Here is an 18,261-nt window from a genome sequence, read left to right on the forward strand (position 1 = left end):
GCGGTCCCGTACGAAGGGCCCGGCGCGCGACGCCTGCGCGCCGGGCCCCCATCGGCCTAGTATCCGAGCCGGTTCGCAAAGGTTCCCAGGCTCCTGCACTGCTCGTACGAGGCGCTCACCCCGCGCTCGTCCAGGATCTCCCGGGCCCGGCGCTCCGCCAGGCTCGTCGCGTACCAGGGCGTCCGGCCCGCCGCCGCCAGCTCCCTGGCGATCCCGCGCAGGGCGCAGGAGCGCTGGGGCTCGGGCAGCCGGTCCAGGGCCGGTACGGCGTCCGCCGACAGCGACTGGAAGTAGGCCAGGTCGATCTTGCCGTCCTGCTCGTACCGCCTGACGTTGCCCTCCGCGATCACCCCGTCGGGCGACACCAGCCCGAAGGCCAGTACGGCGGCCACGGCGCTCGCCGCGACCGCGCGGGGCAGCCACCGCGCGCCGAACAGCCCGCCGGCCATGATCAGTACGATCACCAGCCCGAGCCACAGCTCCACACCGGCGACCGACAGGCGCAGCCTGGTCAGCCCGTACGCGTCCACGTACAGGTCCATGCGGCGCAGCGCCGAGGCGACGACCACGAGGGTCAGCGCGCAGAGCGTGCCGAGCACGACGCGCACCAGCCGCCGGTCGCCGGCTCCCGCGCGCGGGGCCCAGCGCAGGGCCAGCGCGATGACGGCGAGGGTGAGCAGGGTGGCCCAGAGCAGCTGCCAGAAGCCCTGGCGCGCGTACGCGGCGTAGGTCAGGCCGGTGGCTTCCAGGACCTTGCGGTACCCACCGAAGAGGACGGCGAGCTGGACGGCGTTGAAGGCGGCGAAGAGGAGGTTCAGCACGATGAGCGGCAGGGCCCACTCCACCCGGGAGCGGGCCTTCCCCGGGCGCACCTCGATCCGGTCCCAGCGGGAGGGGGCGGCGGCCGCGCGGGCGACGGCGGCCGCGACGAGGAGGCCGAGCGCGAAGAGCAGGAAGCGGACCGGGCCGTCCATGCCGCTGACATCGGGGGTGAGCCCGCTCAGCAGATCCGCGAACGCGGCGTCGGCGGAGGCGAACAGGGTGCCGAAGAGGGCCAGCAGGACCACGGCCACCACGACGGCCTTCAGCACCGGCAGCAGGCGCTCCCGGCGGCCCTCGCCGCGCGAGCGCAGGCCCTTCCAGACCCAGCGCACCCCGAGGACGGCGGAGTCCAGGAGGCCGACCGGGCCGAGCAGGATGCCGGGCCAGCTCCGGCTGCCGTGCAGGGCCAGGGCGCCGGTCAGGAGGGCCGCGAACAGGGCCGCCACGGCCGGCCAGGCGGAGGCGCGCAGGGCAGGCACGGCGAGCAGCCCGAGGCAGCCGAGCACCCAGAGCGCGGTCCACGGACGCAGCCTGCGGCCGGCGGCGCGGGCGGCCGCGTGGGCGGCGACGAGCGCGGGCAGCACCGCGAGGAGCAGACCCGGGCCGAGCCCCTCGCCGAGGAGCAGGGCGACGGCGACGCCGGAGGCGAGGACGGCGGCCAGCACGACGACCGGTACCGGTCCGACGGCGGCCGGGCGCGCGGCCTCGGCCCAGGCGAGCGGGGCGATGGACCAGGCGCCGGAGGCGGTGCGCTCCTTGCGGAGCTGGTGGGCCCGCCAGGCCTTGGGGTCCCAGCCCGGCGGCGCGGGGGGCGCGGCCGATGCCGCTGATGCGGCTGTTACGGGTGATGCTGCGGGCGCGCCCGCCCCCGCATCGGCCGCCCCCATGGCGTCCGCCGTCGTGGCGTCCGCCGTTTGGGTGTCGGCCGTTTCGGCGCGCTCCGCACCGGTGTTCCCTGCTGACATCGGGTTCCCCTCCCCTGTCGGCCTCCCCGGCCGTCGGGCGGGGAGGCGGAGCGGACAGGGTAGGCAGCCCCCATGCGGTTTTGAACAGGCTCAAAAGAGGCCTGTGGCAGGACCGTGACAAACGCGGGGCCGGCTACACCGCCGCCTCCGGCAGCCAGGCCGGCAGCGCCTCGGTCCGGGCCAGCCAGGCCTGCGGCAGCACCGCGTCCCCGCGCGCGCCGAGCACCCCGCCGACGATCGCACAGGTGGTGTCCACGTCCCCGCCCACCTGGGCGGTGGTCCAGAAGGCCCGCTCGTAGTCGTCCAGGCCCCGCGCCGCCGACCACAGGGCGAACGGCACCGTGTCATGGGCGCTGGTGCGCCGTCCGCAGCCCAGTACGGCGGCCACGGTGGTCGCGTCGCCGTAGTCGAGCATGTCGCGCGCCCGCCGCACCCCGGCGCCCACCGCGCTGCGCGGGACGAGCGCGATCACCCCGTCCAGCAGGTCGGCGGCCTTCGGCGGCCCGGCCGGATCGGCCGCCAGCGCGGCCGCCGCGGCCACGGCCATCGCGCCGCACACCGCTTCGCGGTGCTGGTGGGTGGTGTAGGCGGAGATCTCCGCCTGGTGGGTGGCCTGCTCCGGGTCGTCGGCGTACCAGGCGCCCAGCGGGGCGACCCGCATGGCCGCGCCGTTGCCCCAGGAGCCCTGCCCGTTGAACAGTTCCGCGGCGAGCGTGCGCCAGTCCGCGCCCTCGCGGATCAGGCGCAGCATCCGGTTCACGGCGGGCCCGTAGCCGCGGTCGAAGTCGTGGTGGTCGGCGAAGGAGGCCGCCAGCGCGTCCTGGTCCACCCGGCCGTGCCCGGCGAGCACGGCCACCACCGAGCAGGCCATCTCGGTGTCGTCGGTCCACTGCCACGGATCGCTGCCGGCGGGCAGCTCGCGCCGCTTGAGCAGCGGGTAGTTCACGGGGACGAAGTACTGGGAACCCAGTGCGTCACCCAGGGCCAGCCCCCTGAGGCTGGCCATGGCGCGTGCGTAGCGCCCTTCGGGAGAGGAGTCAGAGGTCATCCCGCGTCACTCTAGCCGTCCAGGTCGTAGGGCTCGGGTGTGGTCCACCGCTCAAACGGGCGGTCCATCCGGTACCGGCCGTCGGAGCCGAGCATGAGCACCCGGTACTCGCCGTTGCCCGGGTTGGACAGGGCCTCGAACTCGGCCACGGACCAGTGGAACCAGCGCATGCAGAACAGCCGCATCGTCAGGCCGTGGGTCACGAGCAGGACGTTCTCCGGGTGGTCCGGGGCCTCGAAGCTGCGGTAGAGGCTCTCCAGGAAGGCCCCGACCCGGTCGTACACGTCGGCGCCCGACTCTCCCTGCGCGAAGCGGTAGAAGAAGTGCCCGTACGCGTCCCGGTACGCCTTCTGGAGCCGCACGTCCTCCCGCTCCTGCCAGTTCCCCCAGTCCTGCTCGCGCAGCCTCGGCTCCTCGCGCATCCGTACGCGCGTCGGGTCCAGGCGCAGCTCGCGGAAGGTCTGCAGGGTGCGGCGGTACGGGGAGACGTACGCGCTGACGTGCTCGTCCCCGAACAGCTCGCGCAGGCGTACGCCGGCCTCCGCCGCCTGCTCGCGCCCGGTGCGGGTCAGCCGCAGAGCGTGGTCGGGTTCCCGCTCGTACACCGTGTCATCGGCATTGCCCTCCGATTCCCCGTGCCGGACAAGGACGATGCGCCGTGGTCGAACCATCCCACGACCCTATTCGGCCACCGCCGGGCTCACCGACCGGGGCTCGCCGGTCGGGCGGGGCGATGACCATACAGTCGGGTCGCCGGGCAGGCCCGGTCACACCGTCCAGGACGGTTCGAGGTCGACGACGTCCCCGGTGAGGGCCTCCACGTCGGCCTGGATCTGGGCGCGCAGGGAGAGCCGCTCCACGCGCTCCTGCCGGTACTTGCCGTGTTCGGCGGCCGCGTGCCACATCGACAGCACCAGGAACTCGCGCCCGGGAGCCTCGCCGAACAGGCCCCGGACCATGCCGGGCGATCCCGCCATGGCCGGGTTCCAGACCTTCTCCTGCATGAGCGCGAAATGGTCCACGCGGCCCTCCCGCACCCGGGTGTGGGCGACCCGGACGACGTCGGCGTCGGTGAAGCGCGGTTCGAAGCCGGTCTTCACGTCGAAGCGGTGGTCGAAGAGCGTGACCCGCGCGTCGGTGTAGGTGCCGTTCTGCGAAGCGGCCAGCCGGTCGTGGGAGCGGGCCATGAAGGAGTCGTAGAAGGAACGGCTCTCCCAGAAGGTGAAGACGTGCGCCACCCCCTGCCGGCCCCGGCTCCAGCCGCCGCCCTGACCCCGGAACCCCGGTTCGCCGGGGAGCCCGGCCCATTTGCGCTGCCCGCGCTCGAACCCGCGTCGGTCCGTCACCGTGCAGCGAATCCACTTGACCAGCACTGCGCCATCGTACGGGCCCGGCGGGGCCCGGGTCAGTCCTCGGCGCGGTACATCCGAAGGAGTTCGGCCGCGTCCCGCTCGGACAGCCGAATGCCGAACTCCCGGCCGAGCAGGGCGAGCAGCTCCCCGGGCGGCACCTCCCGCCGCTCGGTCCGCCCGTCGGGGAGCAGCCGGGAGAGCTCCCGCCCCACGAGGGCCAGGCGCTCGGAGTCGGCCTGCTTCTGGACGACGACCCGGCCGACGAAGGCGGAGCGGGGGTGCGAGGAGCTGTAGTGGTTCAGCACCACGTAGTCGACGGGGTGGTAGGGCTGCGGGGAGAAGGCGTACAGGTCCCGCCAGACGCCCTCGCGCGGTACGGACAGCACGAGGACCCCGTCCGCTTCCTCCCGGACGCGGAACACCCACTCCCCCTGCCGCACTTCGGCTCCGGGGCGCGCCAGCGGCACGGGCTCGCGCGGCCCCTGCCACCCGAACCCGGCGTCGCAGAGCCACGGTTCGCCCTCGACGGTGACGACGAGGACGGCGTGCGTCACCGGGGTCAGGGTGTCGCCCCGGGTGCGGTTGCGGGCGCCGCGTCCGGAGACCTCGAAGCCGATCCGCTCCAGGGCGGCGGCCAGCAGGGCGTTCTGCTCGTAGCAGTACCCGCCGCGGCGGTCGTGCACGAGCTTGTCCTCGACCGCCTTGACGTCCAGCCCGACGGGGCGGCCGAACAGCACGTCCAGGCTCTCGAAGGTGATCGCACCGGTGTGCGCCCGGTGCACTTCCTTCAACGTCGCGAGATCCGCCCGGAGTTCCCCGCCGCTCCAGCCGATCCTCGCCAGATAGGCGTCCAGGTCCAGCCCGTCACCGCTCCACATGATTCCCCCGCTCGACGCACCACGGCATTCGGAGGCACCCTGTCGCGGCGCCCCCACCATGGTCATCATGACGGCCAGCCCCGTCCGGGACGACACGAAAAAGCGGGGACCGGCACCCGCCGGTCCCCGCTTCCTCAGCTACTCAGTGGCAGCGCTGGTGCTCGTCAGCTGCAGCCGCTGGTGGAGCCGCAGCCCTCGCAGATGTAGCAGGAGCCGGCGCGCTGCATCTTCGTGCCGCAGGAGAAGCACAGCGGGGCGTCGGCGGAGACGCCGAGCTGCATCTCGGCCAGTTCGGCGTTGGAGTGCGCCGTCTTGGGGGCCGGGACCGGGGCGACCGCGAGCGGCTTGACGACCGGGACCGTCTGCACCGCGGCGACCGGGGCCGCCGGGGTCAGGGACTCCGTGTCGAGCTCCTCGTCGAGGGGCTCGTAGGAACCGGTGTCCAGGTGGCGCTGACGCTCCTCGGCGGAGTGGATGCCGAGGGCCGAGCGGGTCTCGAAGGGCAGGAAGTCGAGCGCCACGCGACGGAAGATGTAGTCGACGATCGACTGCGCCATCCGCACGTCCGGGTCGTCCGTCATACCGGCCGGCTCGAAGCGCATGTTCGTGAACTTCGCGACGTACGTCTCCAGCGGGACGCCGTACTGCAGACCGACCGAGACGGCGATCGAGAAGGCGTCCATCATGCCCGCGAGGGTCGAACCCTGCTTGGACATCTTCAGGAAGACCTCGCCGAGACCGTCGTCCGGGTAGGAGTTCGCGGTCATGTAACCCTCGGCGCCACCGACCGTGAAGGAGGTGGTGATCCCCGGGCGGCCCTTCGGGAGGCGCTTGCGGACCGGGCGGTACTCGATGACCTTCTCGACGGCCGTCCGGATGGTGTCCTCCGCCTTGGCGGTGACCTCCTCCTTCTCCTCTTCCTTCTTCTTCGCGGAGAGGGGCTGGCCGACCTTGCAGTTGTCGCGGTAGATCGCGAGCGCCTTGACGCCCAGCTTCCACGCCTCGAAGTAGATCTCCTCGATCTCCTCGACGGTCGCCGTCTCCGGCATGTTGACCGTCTTGGAGATCGCGCCGGAGATCCAGGGCTGGATCGCGGCCATCATGCGCACGTGGCCCATCGCGGAGATGGAGCGCTCGCCCATCGCGCAGTCGAAGACCGAGTAGTGCTCCTGCTTCAGGCCCGGGGCGTCGACGACCACGCCGTGCTCGGCGATGTGGGCGACGATCGCCTCGATCTGCTCTTCCTGGTAGCCCATGCGGCGCAGGGCCTGCGGAACGGTGCCGTTGACGATCTGCATCGAGCCGCCGCCGACGAGCTTCTTGAACTTGACCAGGGCCAGGTCCGGCTCGACGCCCGTGGTGTCGCAGGACATCGCCAGACCGATGGTGCCGGTCGGCGCGAGGACGGAGGCCTGCGAGTTGCGGAAGCCGTTCTTCTCGCCGAGGCGGATCACGTCCTGCCAGGCCTCGGTGGCCGCGGCCCAGATGATGTTGTCCAGGTCCTCGGTGCGCGGCGCGACGGCGTTGGCGTCGGCGTGCTGCTTCATGACGCGCTTGTGCGACTCGGCGTTGCGGGCGTAGCCGTCGTACGGGCCGACGATCGCGGCCAGCTCGGCGGAGCGCTTGTACGCGGTACCGGTCATCAGCGAGGTGATCGACGCGGCGAGGGTGCGGCCGCCGTCGGAGTCGTACGCGTGGCCGGTGGCCATCAGCAGGGCGCCGAGGTTGGCGTAGCCGATGCCCAGCTGGCGGAAGGCGCGGGTGTTCTCGCCGATCTTCTGCGTCGGGAAGTCCGCGAAGCAGATGGAGATGTCCATCGCGGTGATGACCAGCTCGACGACCTTGGAGAAGCGCTCGGCGTCGAAGGACTGGTTGCCCTTGCCGTCGTCGTCGAGGAACTTCATCAGGTTCAGCGAGGCGAGGTTGCAGGACGTGTTGTCCAGGTGCATGTACTCGCTGCACGGGTTGGACGCGGTGATGCGGCCGGACTCGGGGCAGGTGTGCCAGTTGTTGATCACACCGTCGTACTGGATGCCCGGGTCGGCACAGGCCCACGCGGCCTCGGCGAGCTTGCGGAAGAGCGACTTGGCGTCGACCGTCTCGATGACCTCACCGGTCATGCGGGCGCGCAGGCCGAACTCGGTGCCGTTCTCGACGGCCGTCATGAACTCGTCGTTCACACGGACGGAGTTGTTGGCGTTCTGGTACTGGACGGACGTGATGTCGTCGCCGCCCAGGTCCATGTCGAAGCCCGCGTCGCGCAGGGCGCGGATCTTCTCCTCTTCCTTGACCTTGGTCGCGATGAAGTCCTCGACGTCCGGGTGGTCCACGTCCAGGACGACCATCTTGGCCGCGCGGCGGGTGGCGCCGCCCGACTTGATCGTTCCGGCGGACGCGTCGGCGCCGCGCATGAAGGAGACCGGGCCGGAGGCGTTGCCGCCGGAGGAGAGGAGCTCCTTGGAGGAGCGGATGCGGGAGAGGTTCAGGCCGGCGCCGGAGCCGCCCTTGAAGATCATGCCCTCTTCCTTGTACCAGTCGAGGATCGACTCCATGGAGTCGTCGACGGCCAGGATGAAGCAGGCGGAGACCTGCTGCGGCTGGGGCGTGCCGACGTTGAACCACACCGGGGAGTTGAAGCTGAAGATCTGGTGCAGGAGCGCGTAGGTCAGCTCGTGCTCGAAGATCTCCGCGTCGGCGGGCGACGTGAAGTAGTCGAAGTCCTCGCCGGCCTTCGTGTAGGTCTTCACGATCCGGTCGATGAGCTGCTTCAGACCGGTCTCGCGCTGCGGGCTGCCGACCGCACCGCGGAAGTACTTGCTGGTGACGATGTTGACCGCGTTCACCGACCAGAAGTCGGGGAACTCGACGCCGTACTGCTCGAAGTTCACCGAGCCGTCGCGCCAGTTGGTCATGACGACGTCGCGGCGCGCCCAGGTCACCTCGTCGTACGGGTGCACGCCCGGGGTGGTGTGGATGCGCTCGATACGCAGGCCGCTCTTGGCAGTCTTGGTGCCCTTGGTGCGGGAACCTCGTGCCGAGCTGCTCGCCGTCTCTGTCATGCCGTTCCTCCCAATGCGGGCAAAACGCCCTAAAGTGCCAGCGCTATTCCGCGGCACGGTGCTGTGTGTCTTGTATCTACGTCTTCTTCGCCGGACCCACCGGCCGCTCCACGTCGCGCATGCGACGGGGAACGGGCAGGCCGGTCAGTCGGCGGCGGAGGCGGGCACGGGGACCGGAGCGGTCCCACCGGGCTCGCACTCTTCGTGAGGCCGCGGCACGCGGAGTTCCGCGATGGCGGTCTCGAAGTCTTCGAGTGTGTCGAACGCCTTGTAAACGGACGCGAACCGGAGGTAAGCGACCAGATCGAGGTCCTGCAACGGGCCGAGTATGGCCAGACCCACGTCGTGGGTGGTCAGCTCGGCGCTCCCGGTGGCGCGCAGCGCCTCCTCGACCCGCTGGCCGAGTTTGGCGAGGGCGTCCTCGGTGACCGGCCGCCCCTGGCACGCCTTGCGCACGCCGGAGATGACCTTGGTACGGCTGAAGGGTTCGGTCACCCCGCTGCGCTTGATCACCATCAGCGAGGCCGTCTCCACCGTCGTGAAGCGACGGGAGCAGTCGGGGCACTGGCGGCGCCGGCGGATCGACGTGCCGTCGTCGGTGGTGCGACTGTCGACGACCCGGCTGTCGGGGTGCCTGCAGAAGGGGCAGTGCATGGTTCCCTCACCCTCCTCTTGGCACGACTGAATCACCTCTTGAGACCCCAGAACGGCAGAGTGGAAGCTCTGTCGGAGGCTCTCGAAGCAGCCACAAGCATATGCGATGTCGGGGACCCCGGCAGACCGAGGACCACAACTTCTGGGTGGCAGCGCTCATCCAACCACTAGATCTTGGGTTGTGGTGGATTTACACCGCTCCGCGTGTCGTCGCGTCCGATGGCCGGATAACGGGCCTCGCGGTGCCAGACTGGGCGCGGACCCGGACGGTGGTGACCCGACCCGGAAGGGTACCGTAATCAGTGACTCCGGAGCCGAACCCCCGTTCGGGCCGGACGGCGCCGGGACGACCCGCCGGGCGGCATATACACCTCACGAAGTGAACACGGTGGGTGATCTCCGATTTTTCACTCGAACGTGTGTTTGGCGCAACCTTTCGAAAGCAACTACCGTTGTCCAGCTAGGGAGAACATTTCGAGAGGGGCCGACGTGACCACCACCGCAGACAGTGCCACCATCACTGCCCAGAACCGCTCCCAGAGCCGACTTGAGCCGGTGCATGCCATGAATGACGCAAGTCTGAACCCGGAGGCGGAGCCCGTACGCCCCGCACGCTCGCTGCCAGGGCGACCTCCAGGCATCCGCGCCGACAGCTCCGGGCTCACGGACCGGCAGCGGAGGGTCATCGAGGTCATTCGCGACTCGGTGCAGCGGCGCGGTTACCCGCCGTCGATGCGGGAGATCGGCCAGGCGGTCGGCCTGTCCAGCACCTCCTCCGTCGCGCACCAGCTGATGGCCCTGGAGCGCAAGGGCTTCCTGCGCCGCGACCCCCACCGCCCCCGGGCGTACGAGGTCCGCGGCTCCGACCAGCCCAGCTCGCAGCCCACGGACACCACGGGCAAGCCCGCGGCCTCGTACGTGCCCCTGGTCGGCCGGATCGCGGCCGGTGGCCCGATCCTCGCCGAGGAGTCGGTGGAGGACGTGTTCCCCCTTCCCCGCCAGCTCGTGGGTGACGGAGAGCTGTTCTGCCTCAAGGTGGTCGGCGACTCGATGATCGAGGCCGCCATCTGTGACGGCGACTGGGTTACGGTCCGTCGCCAGCCGGTCGCCGAGAACGGCGACATCGTCGCCGCCATGCTGGACGGCGAGGCCACGGTCAAGCGTTTCAAGCGCGAGGACGGCCACGTCTGGCTGCTCCCGCACAACGCCGCCTACCAGCCGATCCCCGGCGACGAGGCCACCATCCTCGGCAAGGTCGTGGCGGTACTGCGCCGGGTCTGACGCCCCGCGCCCTCATCCAGCTCCGGGACCTACTGCGCCGGTCCCGGAGCTGCTTTGTGTGCACAGGGCCCTCACCCCGCTCGTCTTCGCCTACTTGTCCTCGGCCTGCGCCGCGGCGTCGATCGCGGCGAGCGAGCGGCGGACCTGATTGCGATCCGTGGTGTACCAGAAGTCCGGCAGCGTGGCCCGCAGGAAGCTCCCGTAGCGGGCCGTGGCCAGCCGGGGGTCCAGGACCGCCACGACACCCTTGTCCCCGGTGGCCCGTACGAGCCGGCCCGCGCCCTGGGCCATGAGCAGCGCCGCGTGCGTCGCGGCGACGGACATGAAGCCGTTCCCGCCGCGCTCCTCGACCGCCTTCTGGCGGGCGCTCATCAGCGGGTCGTCGGGGCGCGGGAACGGGATCCTGTCCATGATCACCAGCTGGCAGCTGGGCCCCGGCACGTCCACGCCCTGCCACAGCGACAGGGTTCCGAACAGGCAGGTCTTCGGATCGGCGGCGAAGGCCTTGATCAGCTCGCCGAGCGTCTCCTCGCCCTGGAGCAGGATCGGGTGCTCGAGCCGGCCGCGCAGTTCCTCGGCGGCGGCCTTCGCCCCGCGCATGGAGGAGAAGAGGCCAAGGGTGCGGCCGCCCGCCGCCTCGATCAGTTCCGCGAGCTCGTCCATCATGTCGCCGCGGGTGCCCTCGCGGCCGGGGGTGGCCAGGTGCTTGGCCACGTAGAGGATGCCCTGCTTGGGGTAGTCGAAGGGCGAGCCGACGTCGAGGCCCTTCCACTGCGGCGCGTCCTCGCCCTCGACGCCCTCGGGGGACAGGCCCATGGACGCCGCGACCCCGTTGAAGTCGCCGCCGAGCTTGAGGGTCGCGGAGGTCAGGACCACCGAGCGCTCCGAGAACAGCTTCTCGCGCAGCAGGCCGGACACCGACAGCGGAGCCACCCGGAGGGTCGCCCCGAAGCGGTCGTGGCGTTCGTACCAGACCACGTCGTACTCGGAGCCGGCGACGATCCGCTCCGCGACGCCGTGCACGCTCTCCACCGCGGCGAGCGCCTGCTTGCGGACGGCGTCCTCGTCCTGGACGGACTTGTCCCGCGTGTTGCCGGTCGCGGAGATCACGCTGCGCGAGGCGTCCCGCAGGGCCATCAGCGCGTAGCCGAGGTCTTCCGGGATCTCTTCCAGCCGTCCGGGAAGAGCCAGCTCCATGACCCGCTCGAAGGTCTCGGACGCGGTCTGCAGCGAGTCGGCGGTCTTCTCGTCGACCAGCTTCGCCGCGCGCTTCACGGCGCGGTTGACCTGCCCCGGGGTGAGCTCCCCCGTGGCGACCCCGGTCACCCGGGACACCAGCTCGTGGGCCTCGTCGACGATCAGCACCTCGTGCTGCGGGAGGACCGGGGCGCCCTCGATGGCGTCGATGGCCAGGAGCGCGTGGTTGGTGACCACCACGTCCGCGAGCTTGGCCCGCTCGCGGGCGGCCTCCGCGAAGCACTCGGCACCGTACGCGCACTTCGTCGCGCCCAGGCATTCGCGGGAGGAGACGGAGATCTGCGCCCAGGCCTTGTCGGAGACGCCCGGGGTGAGGTCGTCGCGGTCGCCCGTCTCGGTCTCGTCCGCCCAGTCGCGCAGGCGCAGCAGGTCCTGCCCGAGCTTGCTCGTCGGGGTGGCCGCCTCGAACTGGTCGAAGAGGCCCTCCTCCTCGTCCTGCGGGGCGCCCTCGTGCAGGCGGTGCAGGCACAGGTAGTTGGAGCGGCCCTTGAGCATGGCGAACTGCGGGCGGCGGCGGAGCTGCGGATGCAGCGCCTCCACCGTCCGGGGCAGGTCGCGCTCGACGAGCTGGCGCTGGAGTGCCAGCGTCGCGGTGGCCACGACCACGCGCTCACCGTGCGCGAGGGCCGGCACCAGGTAGCCGAGGGACTTACCGGTGCCGGTTCCGGCCTGGATGAGGCGGTGGGAACTGTCGTCGATCGCTTCGGCGACGGCTTCGGCCATGGCCACCTGGCCGGGGCGCTCCGTGCCGCCGACGGCGGAGACGGCGGCGTGCAGCAGGTCGGGGAGGGAGGGCTTCGTCATAGCAGTGCCAACCCTACGGGGCTCCACCGACAGCGACCGCACCGGCGAGCGCTCACGACCGGTGGAGGGGGTTCGGCACGGTGCCGTACCGCACGGCGTGCGGGCGGTCGGGCCGGTCGCGGTAGCCGTCCTCGTAGAGGCGGTTCCTGTTCAGGCACAGCCTCACGATGCGTTCACCGAGGAGGTCGAAGAGCTCGTAGCGCTCCTTGAGCTCCGGGAAACGGGCCTGGTGGCGCAGGATCTCCGCCCTTACGAGGGACCAGAAGGTGTCCTCCGGGACCCCGAGCCGGTCCTCGCAGAGGGCGGAGAGGTAGCGGAAGACGCCGACGAAGAGCCCCGAGTGGATGAACTGGGGAAGGAAGTCCGCGGGCTCGGAGAGCAGGACCGCGCGGACCTCGCCCGGCATGACCGCCAGCTCGGGCAGCGGTTCGGCGCTGATGTTGACGTCGTCCACGAAGTCCTTCATCGCGAGCCGGACGGGGACGTCGTGCTCGTCGAAGATCACGACGGCGTTCTCGCCGTGCGGGGAGAACACGGTGCCGTAGCGGTACAGGAAGCGGAGCAGCGGAGGCAGCAGGGCGGCGAACAGGTGCTGGAGCCAGACCGTGGGGGTCAGGCCGGACCGGGCGACGAGCTCCGCGGTGAAGGACCGGCCGCGGGGATCGGTGTGCAGGAGCGAGGAGAGGGTGCGGGCCCGCTCGCCCGGGGCGAGGTGCCCGGCCAGCGGCTCGCGCCAGATCGCGCCGAGCAGCTCCTTGTACTGGTACGGGACTTCGGGGAGCGCGTCGTAGACGGGGTGGCGGACCGTGACGGAGGCGACTTCGCCGAGCAGGATCACTCCGCATTCCTCGCGGAGGAAGGGGTCGCCGTCGCGCAGGGAGTGGATCCAGGCGGTGACGGCGGGGGCCGCGAGGGCCAGGTCCGAGGGCAGGCCCCGCCAGACCATGGTGTTGAGGACGGAGAGCGGCAGTTTGACGCTGTGGCGGTCGGGGCGGGTGAGGTTGAGGAAGGTGCGGATCGACTGCTGGGGCAGGCGGAGGTCCGGGTCCGCGGGGAGCGGGACCAGGGTGCCGGCGGCGAGGGCCGGGGCGAAGAGGGGCAGGAGGACCTCGTCCCACTGCCAGGGGTGGACGGGGAGGTAGAGGTAGCCGAGCGGGTCGAGGCCGCGGTCGCGCAGGGTCCGGTCGAAGAGGGCGCGGGTGACGGGGTCGAGCTCGGCGGAGTAGAGGCGGGCGGGGTCTTCCAGGCCGGCGGTGCCCCGGTAGTGCGCGAGGGAGGTGTGGGCGGCGAGCCAGGGCAGGCGCTGGGCGGTCCGGGCCTCGGGCGCCCAGGCGGCGGTGTCGGAGGCGGAGAGTCCGATCCGCCCCTTGTTGAGGACGAGCCAGGGGTGGCCGGTCTGGTGGCCTTCGAGGGCCGCGTAGTCCAGGTCGGCGAGGACGTCCGCGGTGAGCGCGGTGTGGTCGATGCGGGCGTCGGCGGCGAGCGTGGCACTGAGCTCGCGGACGAGGTGGCCGAGGGTGGCGCCGTCGAGGCCGAGGAGGGTGCGCGCCCGGATGAGGAAGGCGTACGGATCCCCGAAGGCGGTGGGCGACCCGGAGAAGCCGGGCTGCGGGGTGAGCGTGATCGTGTCGGGCGTGACGTGCCAGCTGCCGTACGCCCGGCGGCGGGCACGGAAGCCGAGGCTGCTGCCGTCGTCGAGGGTCAGCGTCCAGGCGTCTCCGGAGGCGGCCGGGGCGGGGACCGGGCTGATGATCTCCTCGTACGCGAACTCGCCGAGCATCTTGGCGAGCAGGCGGCGGGCGGCGAACTCCCAGGTCGGACGGTTCAGCTCGGGCGGGATGCACGGGTGCTGGGGCGACAGGGGCACGGGGTCCGGGAAGCGGGGGCCTGAGGAGTCGGGGGCTGCGGGGAAGTTCTGCACGGGACTCCTCGGGTCGGAAACATTGCTGCGCGACGCAGGGTTTTAGGGTTCACGGGTGCGGGAACTGACGAGGTGGACGGCAACGGAGGGGCTTCCGGGACCTGGGGGGCTGGGGGCGGTGCTCGAAAAGGATCTGAGGTGTCAGAGGTGCCAGAGGTGCCAGAGGCGCCACGGGGATCAGAGGAGATTGCGCAGGGCCCGCTCGCGGATCATCAGGGCGGCTCGTTTGCCGGGCAGCTCGATCTCGGTGGGGCAGCGGAAACCGGAGTTCAGGAAGGCTGATACGGAGGGGGTGTTGCGGATGTCCGGTTCGGCGATGACGCGCATGCAGCGGGGGCGGTTGTCGAGCACCAGGTCGGCGACGGCGCGCAGGAGCGCGGTGCCGAGACCTCGGCCGCGGTTCGTGCCGTCTCCGATGAGCAGGTGGATACCCGTGTCGTGGGGCCGCGCCGGGTAGTGGGCGCAGAGCGGGTCGAGGTCGGCCCGGTAGATCTCCCAGTAGCTCATCGGCGCGCCGTCGAGGAGGCCGAGACACGGGATGCTGCGGCTGTCCCCGTCCATCTGTGCCCGGACATGGGCGGTGGTGACGGCTGCCGGACCGGCGAGCTCCCAATAGGCGTCCACCTCCGGGTCGTTCATCCACCCGGTGAGCAGCGCCAGGTCGCGGTCGAGGCGTACGGGTTCGAGGCGGAACACACCGAACCGCGTCGTGACGCCACCCCAGGCCGCCGGGGAGTCGAGCAGGTCGGCTTCGGCCAGCCGGGGAAGCGACTCGGCGCTGAGGCGCGGCGCGAGGGTGCGGCGCACATCGGGGTGCACATCGGGGTGCACATCGGTCGCGAGGGTGCGGTGCACATCGGTGAGGAGCACGCCGGTGTGGAAGTCGGTGGAGGGCATCGGGGGCTCTTCTCCGTTTCGGGGCTGACGCGTCAGTCGTGAAGGGGGTTGGCGATGGTGACGTAGACGGACTGGGTGTCGACGGGGCCGACGAGCTCGTCGAGACCTCCGAGGCGGGTGAGCAGATTCGCCTTGCAGCGCAGGGTGGGCGAATCGAGCAGCCTCTCGGGGAGCGGGCCGAGATCCCTTGCCTTCCCGAGGAAACGACGGAAGGCGGCCAGCAGGATGCGCTCGTCGGCGAGCCGCTGGGATCCGAAGGCTCCGATGAGACCGAGCACGTTGTTGATGCCGAGGTAGTAGGCGAAGCGTTCGTCGGTGACGGCGTCCGAGACGAAGGTGTCGCTGGTGGCGCCGATTCCGGGGAGCCGCCGCTCCAGTTCCGCACGGCGGGAGGAGCGGAAGTAGTAGCCCTGGTTGTCGCGGTAGCGGCCACCGACCGGCCAGCCAGCCGGGTCGAGGAGGACCAGCGTGTTCTGCTGGTGCGCTTCGAGGGCGATGCCGGCGAGCGCGTCGAAGGCGAGCACCGGCAGGACGACGTGTTGGAGGTAGCGCAGGAACCACTCGGCGGCGACGGCGGAGGTCGTCCGCCCGGTGGTGGTGGCGAGGCGCGAGATGGTCTCGGCAAGCCGGGAGCTCATGGTGTTCCGCCCGGGCCACGGGCGGGGTGCGGTGAGCGCCGCGATGCAGAGGGCGTCGTCGCCCGGCCGGAAGGGGTTGTGCCGGAGCAGGACGTCGAGTCCGGGGACGGGCGTGCCGTCCGGGGCGTCGGCGGCGACCCACGCGGGATCGCGGACGATGTCGAAGCCGGGGTGGGCGGCCTGCCACCGCTCCGCGAGTCCGGTGCGGAGCAGCCGGTGCACCTCGATGCCGCGGTGCAGTTCCTTGCGGAGGTTCTCGCGGCGGGAGTTGGTGATGCGCAGGCCCAGGGAGAGCTTGAGCATCGCGGGGGCGCCGGGCCGGTGGACGGTGCGGATGGAGGAGGTCGGGTACCAGGGGGCACCGTACGGGCCCAGGTCGTGCAGGAGTCCCGCGTCGCGGAGGGCGGCTGCCGCGGGGCGCTGGAGCAGGTCGCGGGCCTGCCAGGGGTGAAGGGGAAGGGGGGTGGCGCCGTCGGGCACCGGGAGCCCCGGGGCGAGGCGGCCCAGGAGCCGGGCCGCCGGGACCGGGCGACCGCGTTCGGTCCAGGCGGAGTCGGTGGCGAGGGCGGCGGGTGCGACCGCCACCCAGTGCAGGGGGAAGGAGCCGTGCAGTTCGGGTGAGTAGCGGCGGACTTCGGCCTCGGAGAGCCCTTCGCGGCTCTTCGGGGTCGGGTGCAGCGGGTGGCCCAGGAGGAGGGACTGTTCGGAGGTGAGGAACCGGTCACCGGCGACGGGGGCGGGTGCAGCCGGGCGTTGGCGGCGGTCGGTGATGAACTCGGCGGTCCGGCGCACCGAGTCGGCGACCCGCCCGACGAGGTCGGATCCGCCGGGGGCGCACTCGGTGGGGACGCAGCCGGTGGGGGCGCAGCCGGTGGGGGCGCCGCTTGCCTGGGCGCTGCTTCCCTGGGCTCCTTCGCCTTCGCGGGAGATCAGTGCCGCGAGGGTGACCGCGTCCACGGCGGGGGCGTCCGCGGGAACGCCTTCGATGCGGGCCGGACCGAAGCGGTGCCAGCCGGCCGCGGACCAGTAGCGGACCGCGACGAGCAGGGCAGTGCCCGATGCGGGGAGGGGGATGCGCAGGACGGGACCGACGGGCTGTTCGAGTCCGGTCTCCCGGACCCAGCAGCGCAGCAGGTTCTCCACCGAGGCGGCCTCGGCGGCGATCCTGGGGTCGGGGTGGTCCAACGGGTCGGCCGCTCCCGCGCGGGGCCTGACGGAACCGTCCTTCTGCCGTGGCACCGCGGCGGACGGCTGCGGCTCGGGCGACGGCCAGGGCATGCCCGCGGCCGGCATGCCCGGGAACGCACCGGCCGGACCGGGGAACCCGTCGCCCGGCGGCGCGGGCGCCACGGCCCGCTCCCCCGGTCCGGCCGCGCCCTGCCGTGCGAGCCCCGGGTCTTCGGCGGCGGGCGTGCCGGTGGAGCCCGACGCCGAAGGGGCCGCCACGGAAGGCACCTGGGGCGCCGCGGCCTTGCCCTGCCCTCCCGAGGCCGGCTCGTCGGCATCGGCCGACATCCCGGGCCCGGACACAGCTCCCCGAACCTCATCCCCGCAGCCCTCGCCGGGCCGGCCTCCCGCCAGGTCTGCCGTGGCACCGCGACCCGGCTCCGAGGCCACGCTCGAGGTCGAGGACGCACCGCCCGTGTCCGCACCGAGAGCCGGCGTCCCGGGCCCCGCCAGGGAACCGGCCAGCGGCGGCCACGCGGTGGGGGCGGCCGAGTCGGCGGTGGCCTGACGAGAGCCGCCCGCTGAAGCGAGCAGCGGCGGCCACGCGGGGGCGGCCGCATCAGGGCCGGACCGGGGGGATCCGCCCTCCGGCCCGAGCAGCGGCGGCCACGCCGTGAAGGGAGGCACGGACCCCCCGGGCACCTGCGGATCCAGCGCGGGCCCGGGACGTCCGTCCTCCGGAGCGAACAGCGGCGGCCACGCCGTGGGAAGAGGCGTCGACCCGCCGGGCACAAGCGGTTCGGCGACGGGCCCGGGGGAACGTTCCGCCGTTGCCGGGGCGGTGGGCGAAGGCTCCAACCCCGGGGCCGCGGGAGACGCGTGCGACTCCGGTCGCGCCGTAGCCCCCGACGACGACGGAGCCGGCCTGCCATCCGGTGAAGGTGAGGCAGCGGGCCACACCGAGACAACCACCTCGGCGGCGGAGGCGACATTCACCGAAGACGCCCCCTCCGATGCCCCCGGATCGACCGGAGCCGTGCCCGCACCAGGACCCACGGCCCCGGCAGCGGCGGACTGCCCGAGGGACACCGCCGGGGAGGGGGCGGCGGTGGGTCGCGCCGAAGCAGCCGCCTCGGCGGCAGCGGCGTTCACCGAAGACGCCCCCTCCGAGGCCCCGGGTGCGGCCAGGGCCCCGCCCAGACCGGGACCCACGAGCCCCATACCGGCGAACTGCGCCGACCGACTCGGCACGTACCCGGCAGAGGCCGCCGGGGACGGCGAGGCAGCGGGCCGCGCCGAGACAGATACCTGGGCGGCGGGGACGGCGTTCACCGAAGACGCCCCCTCCGAGGCCCCGGGTGCGGCCGGGGCCATGCCCAGACCGGGATCCACGGGCCGCGTACCAGCGGGCTGCGCCGACCGGCTCGGCACGTACCCGGCAGAGGCCGCCGGGGACGGCGAGGCAGCGGGCCGCGCCGAGACAGATACCTGGGCGGCGGGGACGGCGTTCACCGAAGA

General features: G+C 72.2%; 12 protein-coding genes. 1 reads left to right on the forward strand and 11 read right to left on the reverse strand.

The window, feature by feature from the left end; all coding sequences use genetic code 11:
• Window positions 1-56: 56 nt before the first annotated feature.
• The 7 genes from ACWCP2_RS09280 to nrdR form a co-directional block, all read right to left on the reverse strand.
• Complete coding sequence (locus tag ACWCP2_RS09280) at window positions 57-1,787, reverse strand: DUF4153 domain-containing protein (RefSeq protein WP_450907953.1); 1,731 nt, start codon at window positions 1,785-1,787, stop codon at window positions 57-59.
• Between the two features lie 133 nt (window positions 1,788-1,920).
• A complete protein-coding gene (locus ACWCP2_RS09285) occupies window positions 1,921-2,835 on the reverse strand; it encodes an ADP-ribosylglycohydrolase family protein (protein WP_450907954.1) in 915 nt (304 codons plus the stop codon).
• Window positions 2,836-2,846: 11 nt separating this feature from the next.
• Window positions 2,847-3,506: a histidine phosphatase family protein gene (locus ACWCP2_RS09290; protein ID WP_254386149.1), complete on the reverse strand. Its 660-nt coding sequence runs from the start codon at window positions 3,504-3,506 to the stop codon at window positions 2,847-2,849.
• 96 nt (window positions 3,507-3,602) lie between these two features.
• On the reverse strand, window positions 3,603-4,208 hold the full coding sequence (locus tag ACWCP2_RS09295) for a YdbC family protein (RefSeq protein WP_250748831.1): 606 nt from the start codon (window positions 4,206-4,208) through the stop codon (window positions 3,603-3,605).
• A gap of 32 nt (window positions 4,209-4,240) precedes the next feature.
• Window positions 4,241-5,065 carry an arylamine N-acetyltransferase family protein gene (locus ACWCP2_RS09300; protein WP_450907955.1) on the reverse strand — a complete coding sequence of 275 codons (825 nt, stop codon included), beginning with the start codon at window positions 5,063-5,065 and terminating at the stop codon, window positions 4,241-4,243.
• Between the two features lie 164 nt (window positions 5,066-5,229).
• Window positions 5,230-8,124, reverse strand: coding sequence for a vitamin B12-dependent ribonucleotide reductase (locus ACWCP2_RS09305; protein ID WP_450907956.1), 2,895 nt, complete (start codon window positions 8,122-8,124; stop codon window positions 5,230-5,232).
• A gap of 144 nt (window positions 8,125-8,268) precedes the next feature.
• The gene (nrdR, locus tag ACWCP2_RS09310) at window positions 8,269-8,778 is read right to left on the reverse strand and encodes a transcriptional regulator NrdR (protein WP_250748823.1); all 510 of its coding nucleotides are present in this window, start codon (window positions 8,776-8,778) and stop codon (window positions 8,269-8,271) included.
• A gap of 489 nt (window positions 8,779-9,267) precedes the next feature.
• Between nrdR and lexA the strand changes: the two genes are divergently transcribed.
• Entirely contained in the window at window positions 9,268-10,059 is a 792-nt protein-coding gene (gene lexA, locus ACWCP2_RS09315; RefSeq protein ID WP_214953278.1) for a transcriptional repressor LexA, read from the forward strand.
• A gap of 90 nt (window positions 10,060-10,149) precedes the next feature.
• Here the strand turns inward: lexA and ACWCP2_RS09320 are convergent, their stop codons facing one another.
• The 4 genes from ACWCP2_RS09320 to ACWCP2_RS09335 form a co-directional block, all read right to left on the reverse strand.
• The gene (locus tag ACWCP2_RS09320) at window positions 10,150-12,120 is read right to left on the reverse strand and encodes an ATP-dependent DNA helicase (protein WP_450907957.1); all 1,971 of its coding nucleotides are present in this window, start codon (window positions 12,118-12,120) and stop codon (window positions 10,150-10,152) included.
• A 52-nt stretch (window positions 12,121-12,172) separates the two neighbouring features.
• Window positions 12,173-14,041: an IucA/IucC family protein gene (locus tag ACWCP2_RS09325; RefSeq protein WP_450907958.1), complete on the reverse strand. Its 1,869-nt coding sequence runs from the start codon at window positions 14,039-14,041 to the stop codon at window positions 12,173-12,175.
• Window positions 14,042-14,218: 177 nt separating this feature from the next.
• Window positions 14,219-14,938, reverse strand: coding sequence for a GNAT family N-acetyltransferase (locus ACWCP2_RS09330; RefSeq protein WP_450907959.1), 720 nt, complete (start codon window positions 14,936-14,938; stop codon window positions 14,219-14,221).
• A 32-nt stretch (window positions 14,939-14,970) separates the two neighbouring features.
• Window positions 14,971-17,091, reverse strand: a complete 2,121-nt coding sequence (locus ACWCP2_RS09335) for an IucA/IucC family protein (protein ID WP_450907978.1) — start codon at window positions 17,089-17,091, stop codon at window positions 14,971-14,973.
• Between the last annotated feature and the right edge of the window lie 1,170 nt (window positions 17,092-18,261).

This window comes from Streptomyces sp. NPDC002104 (assembly GCF_053593795.1).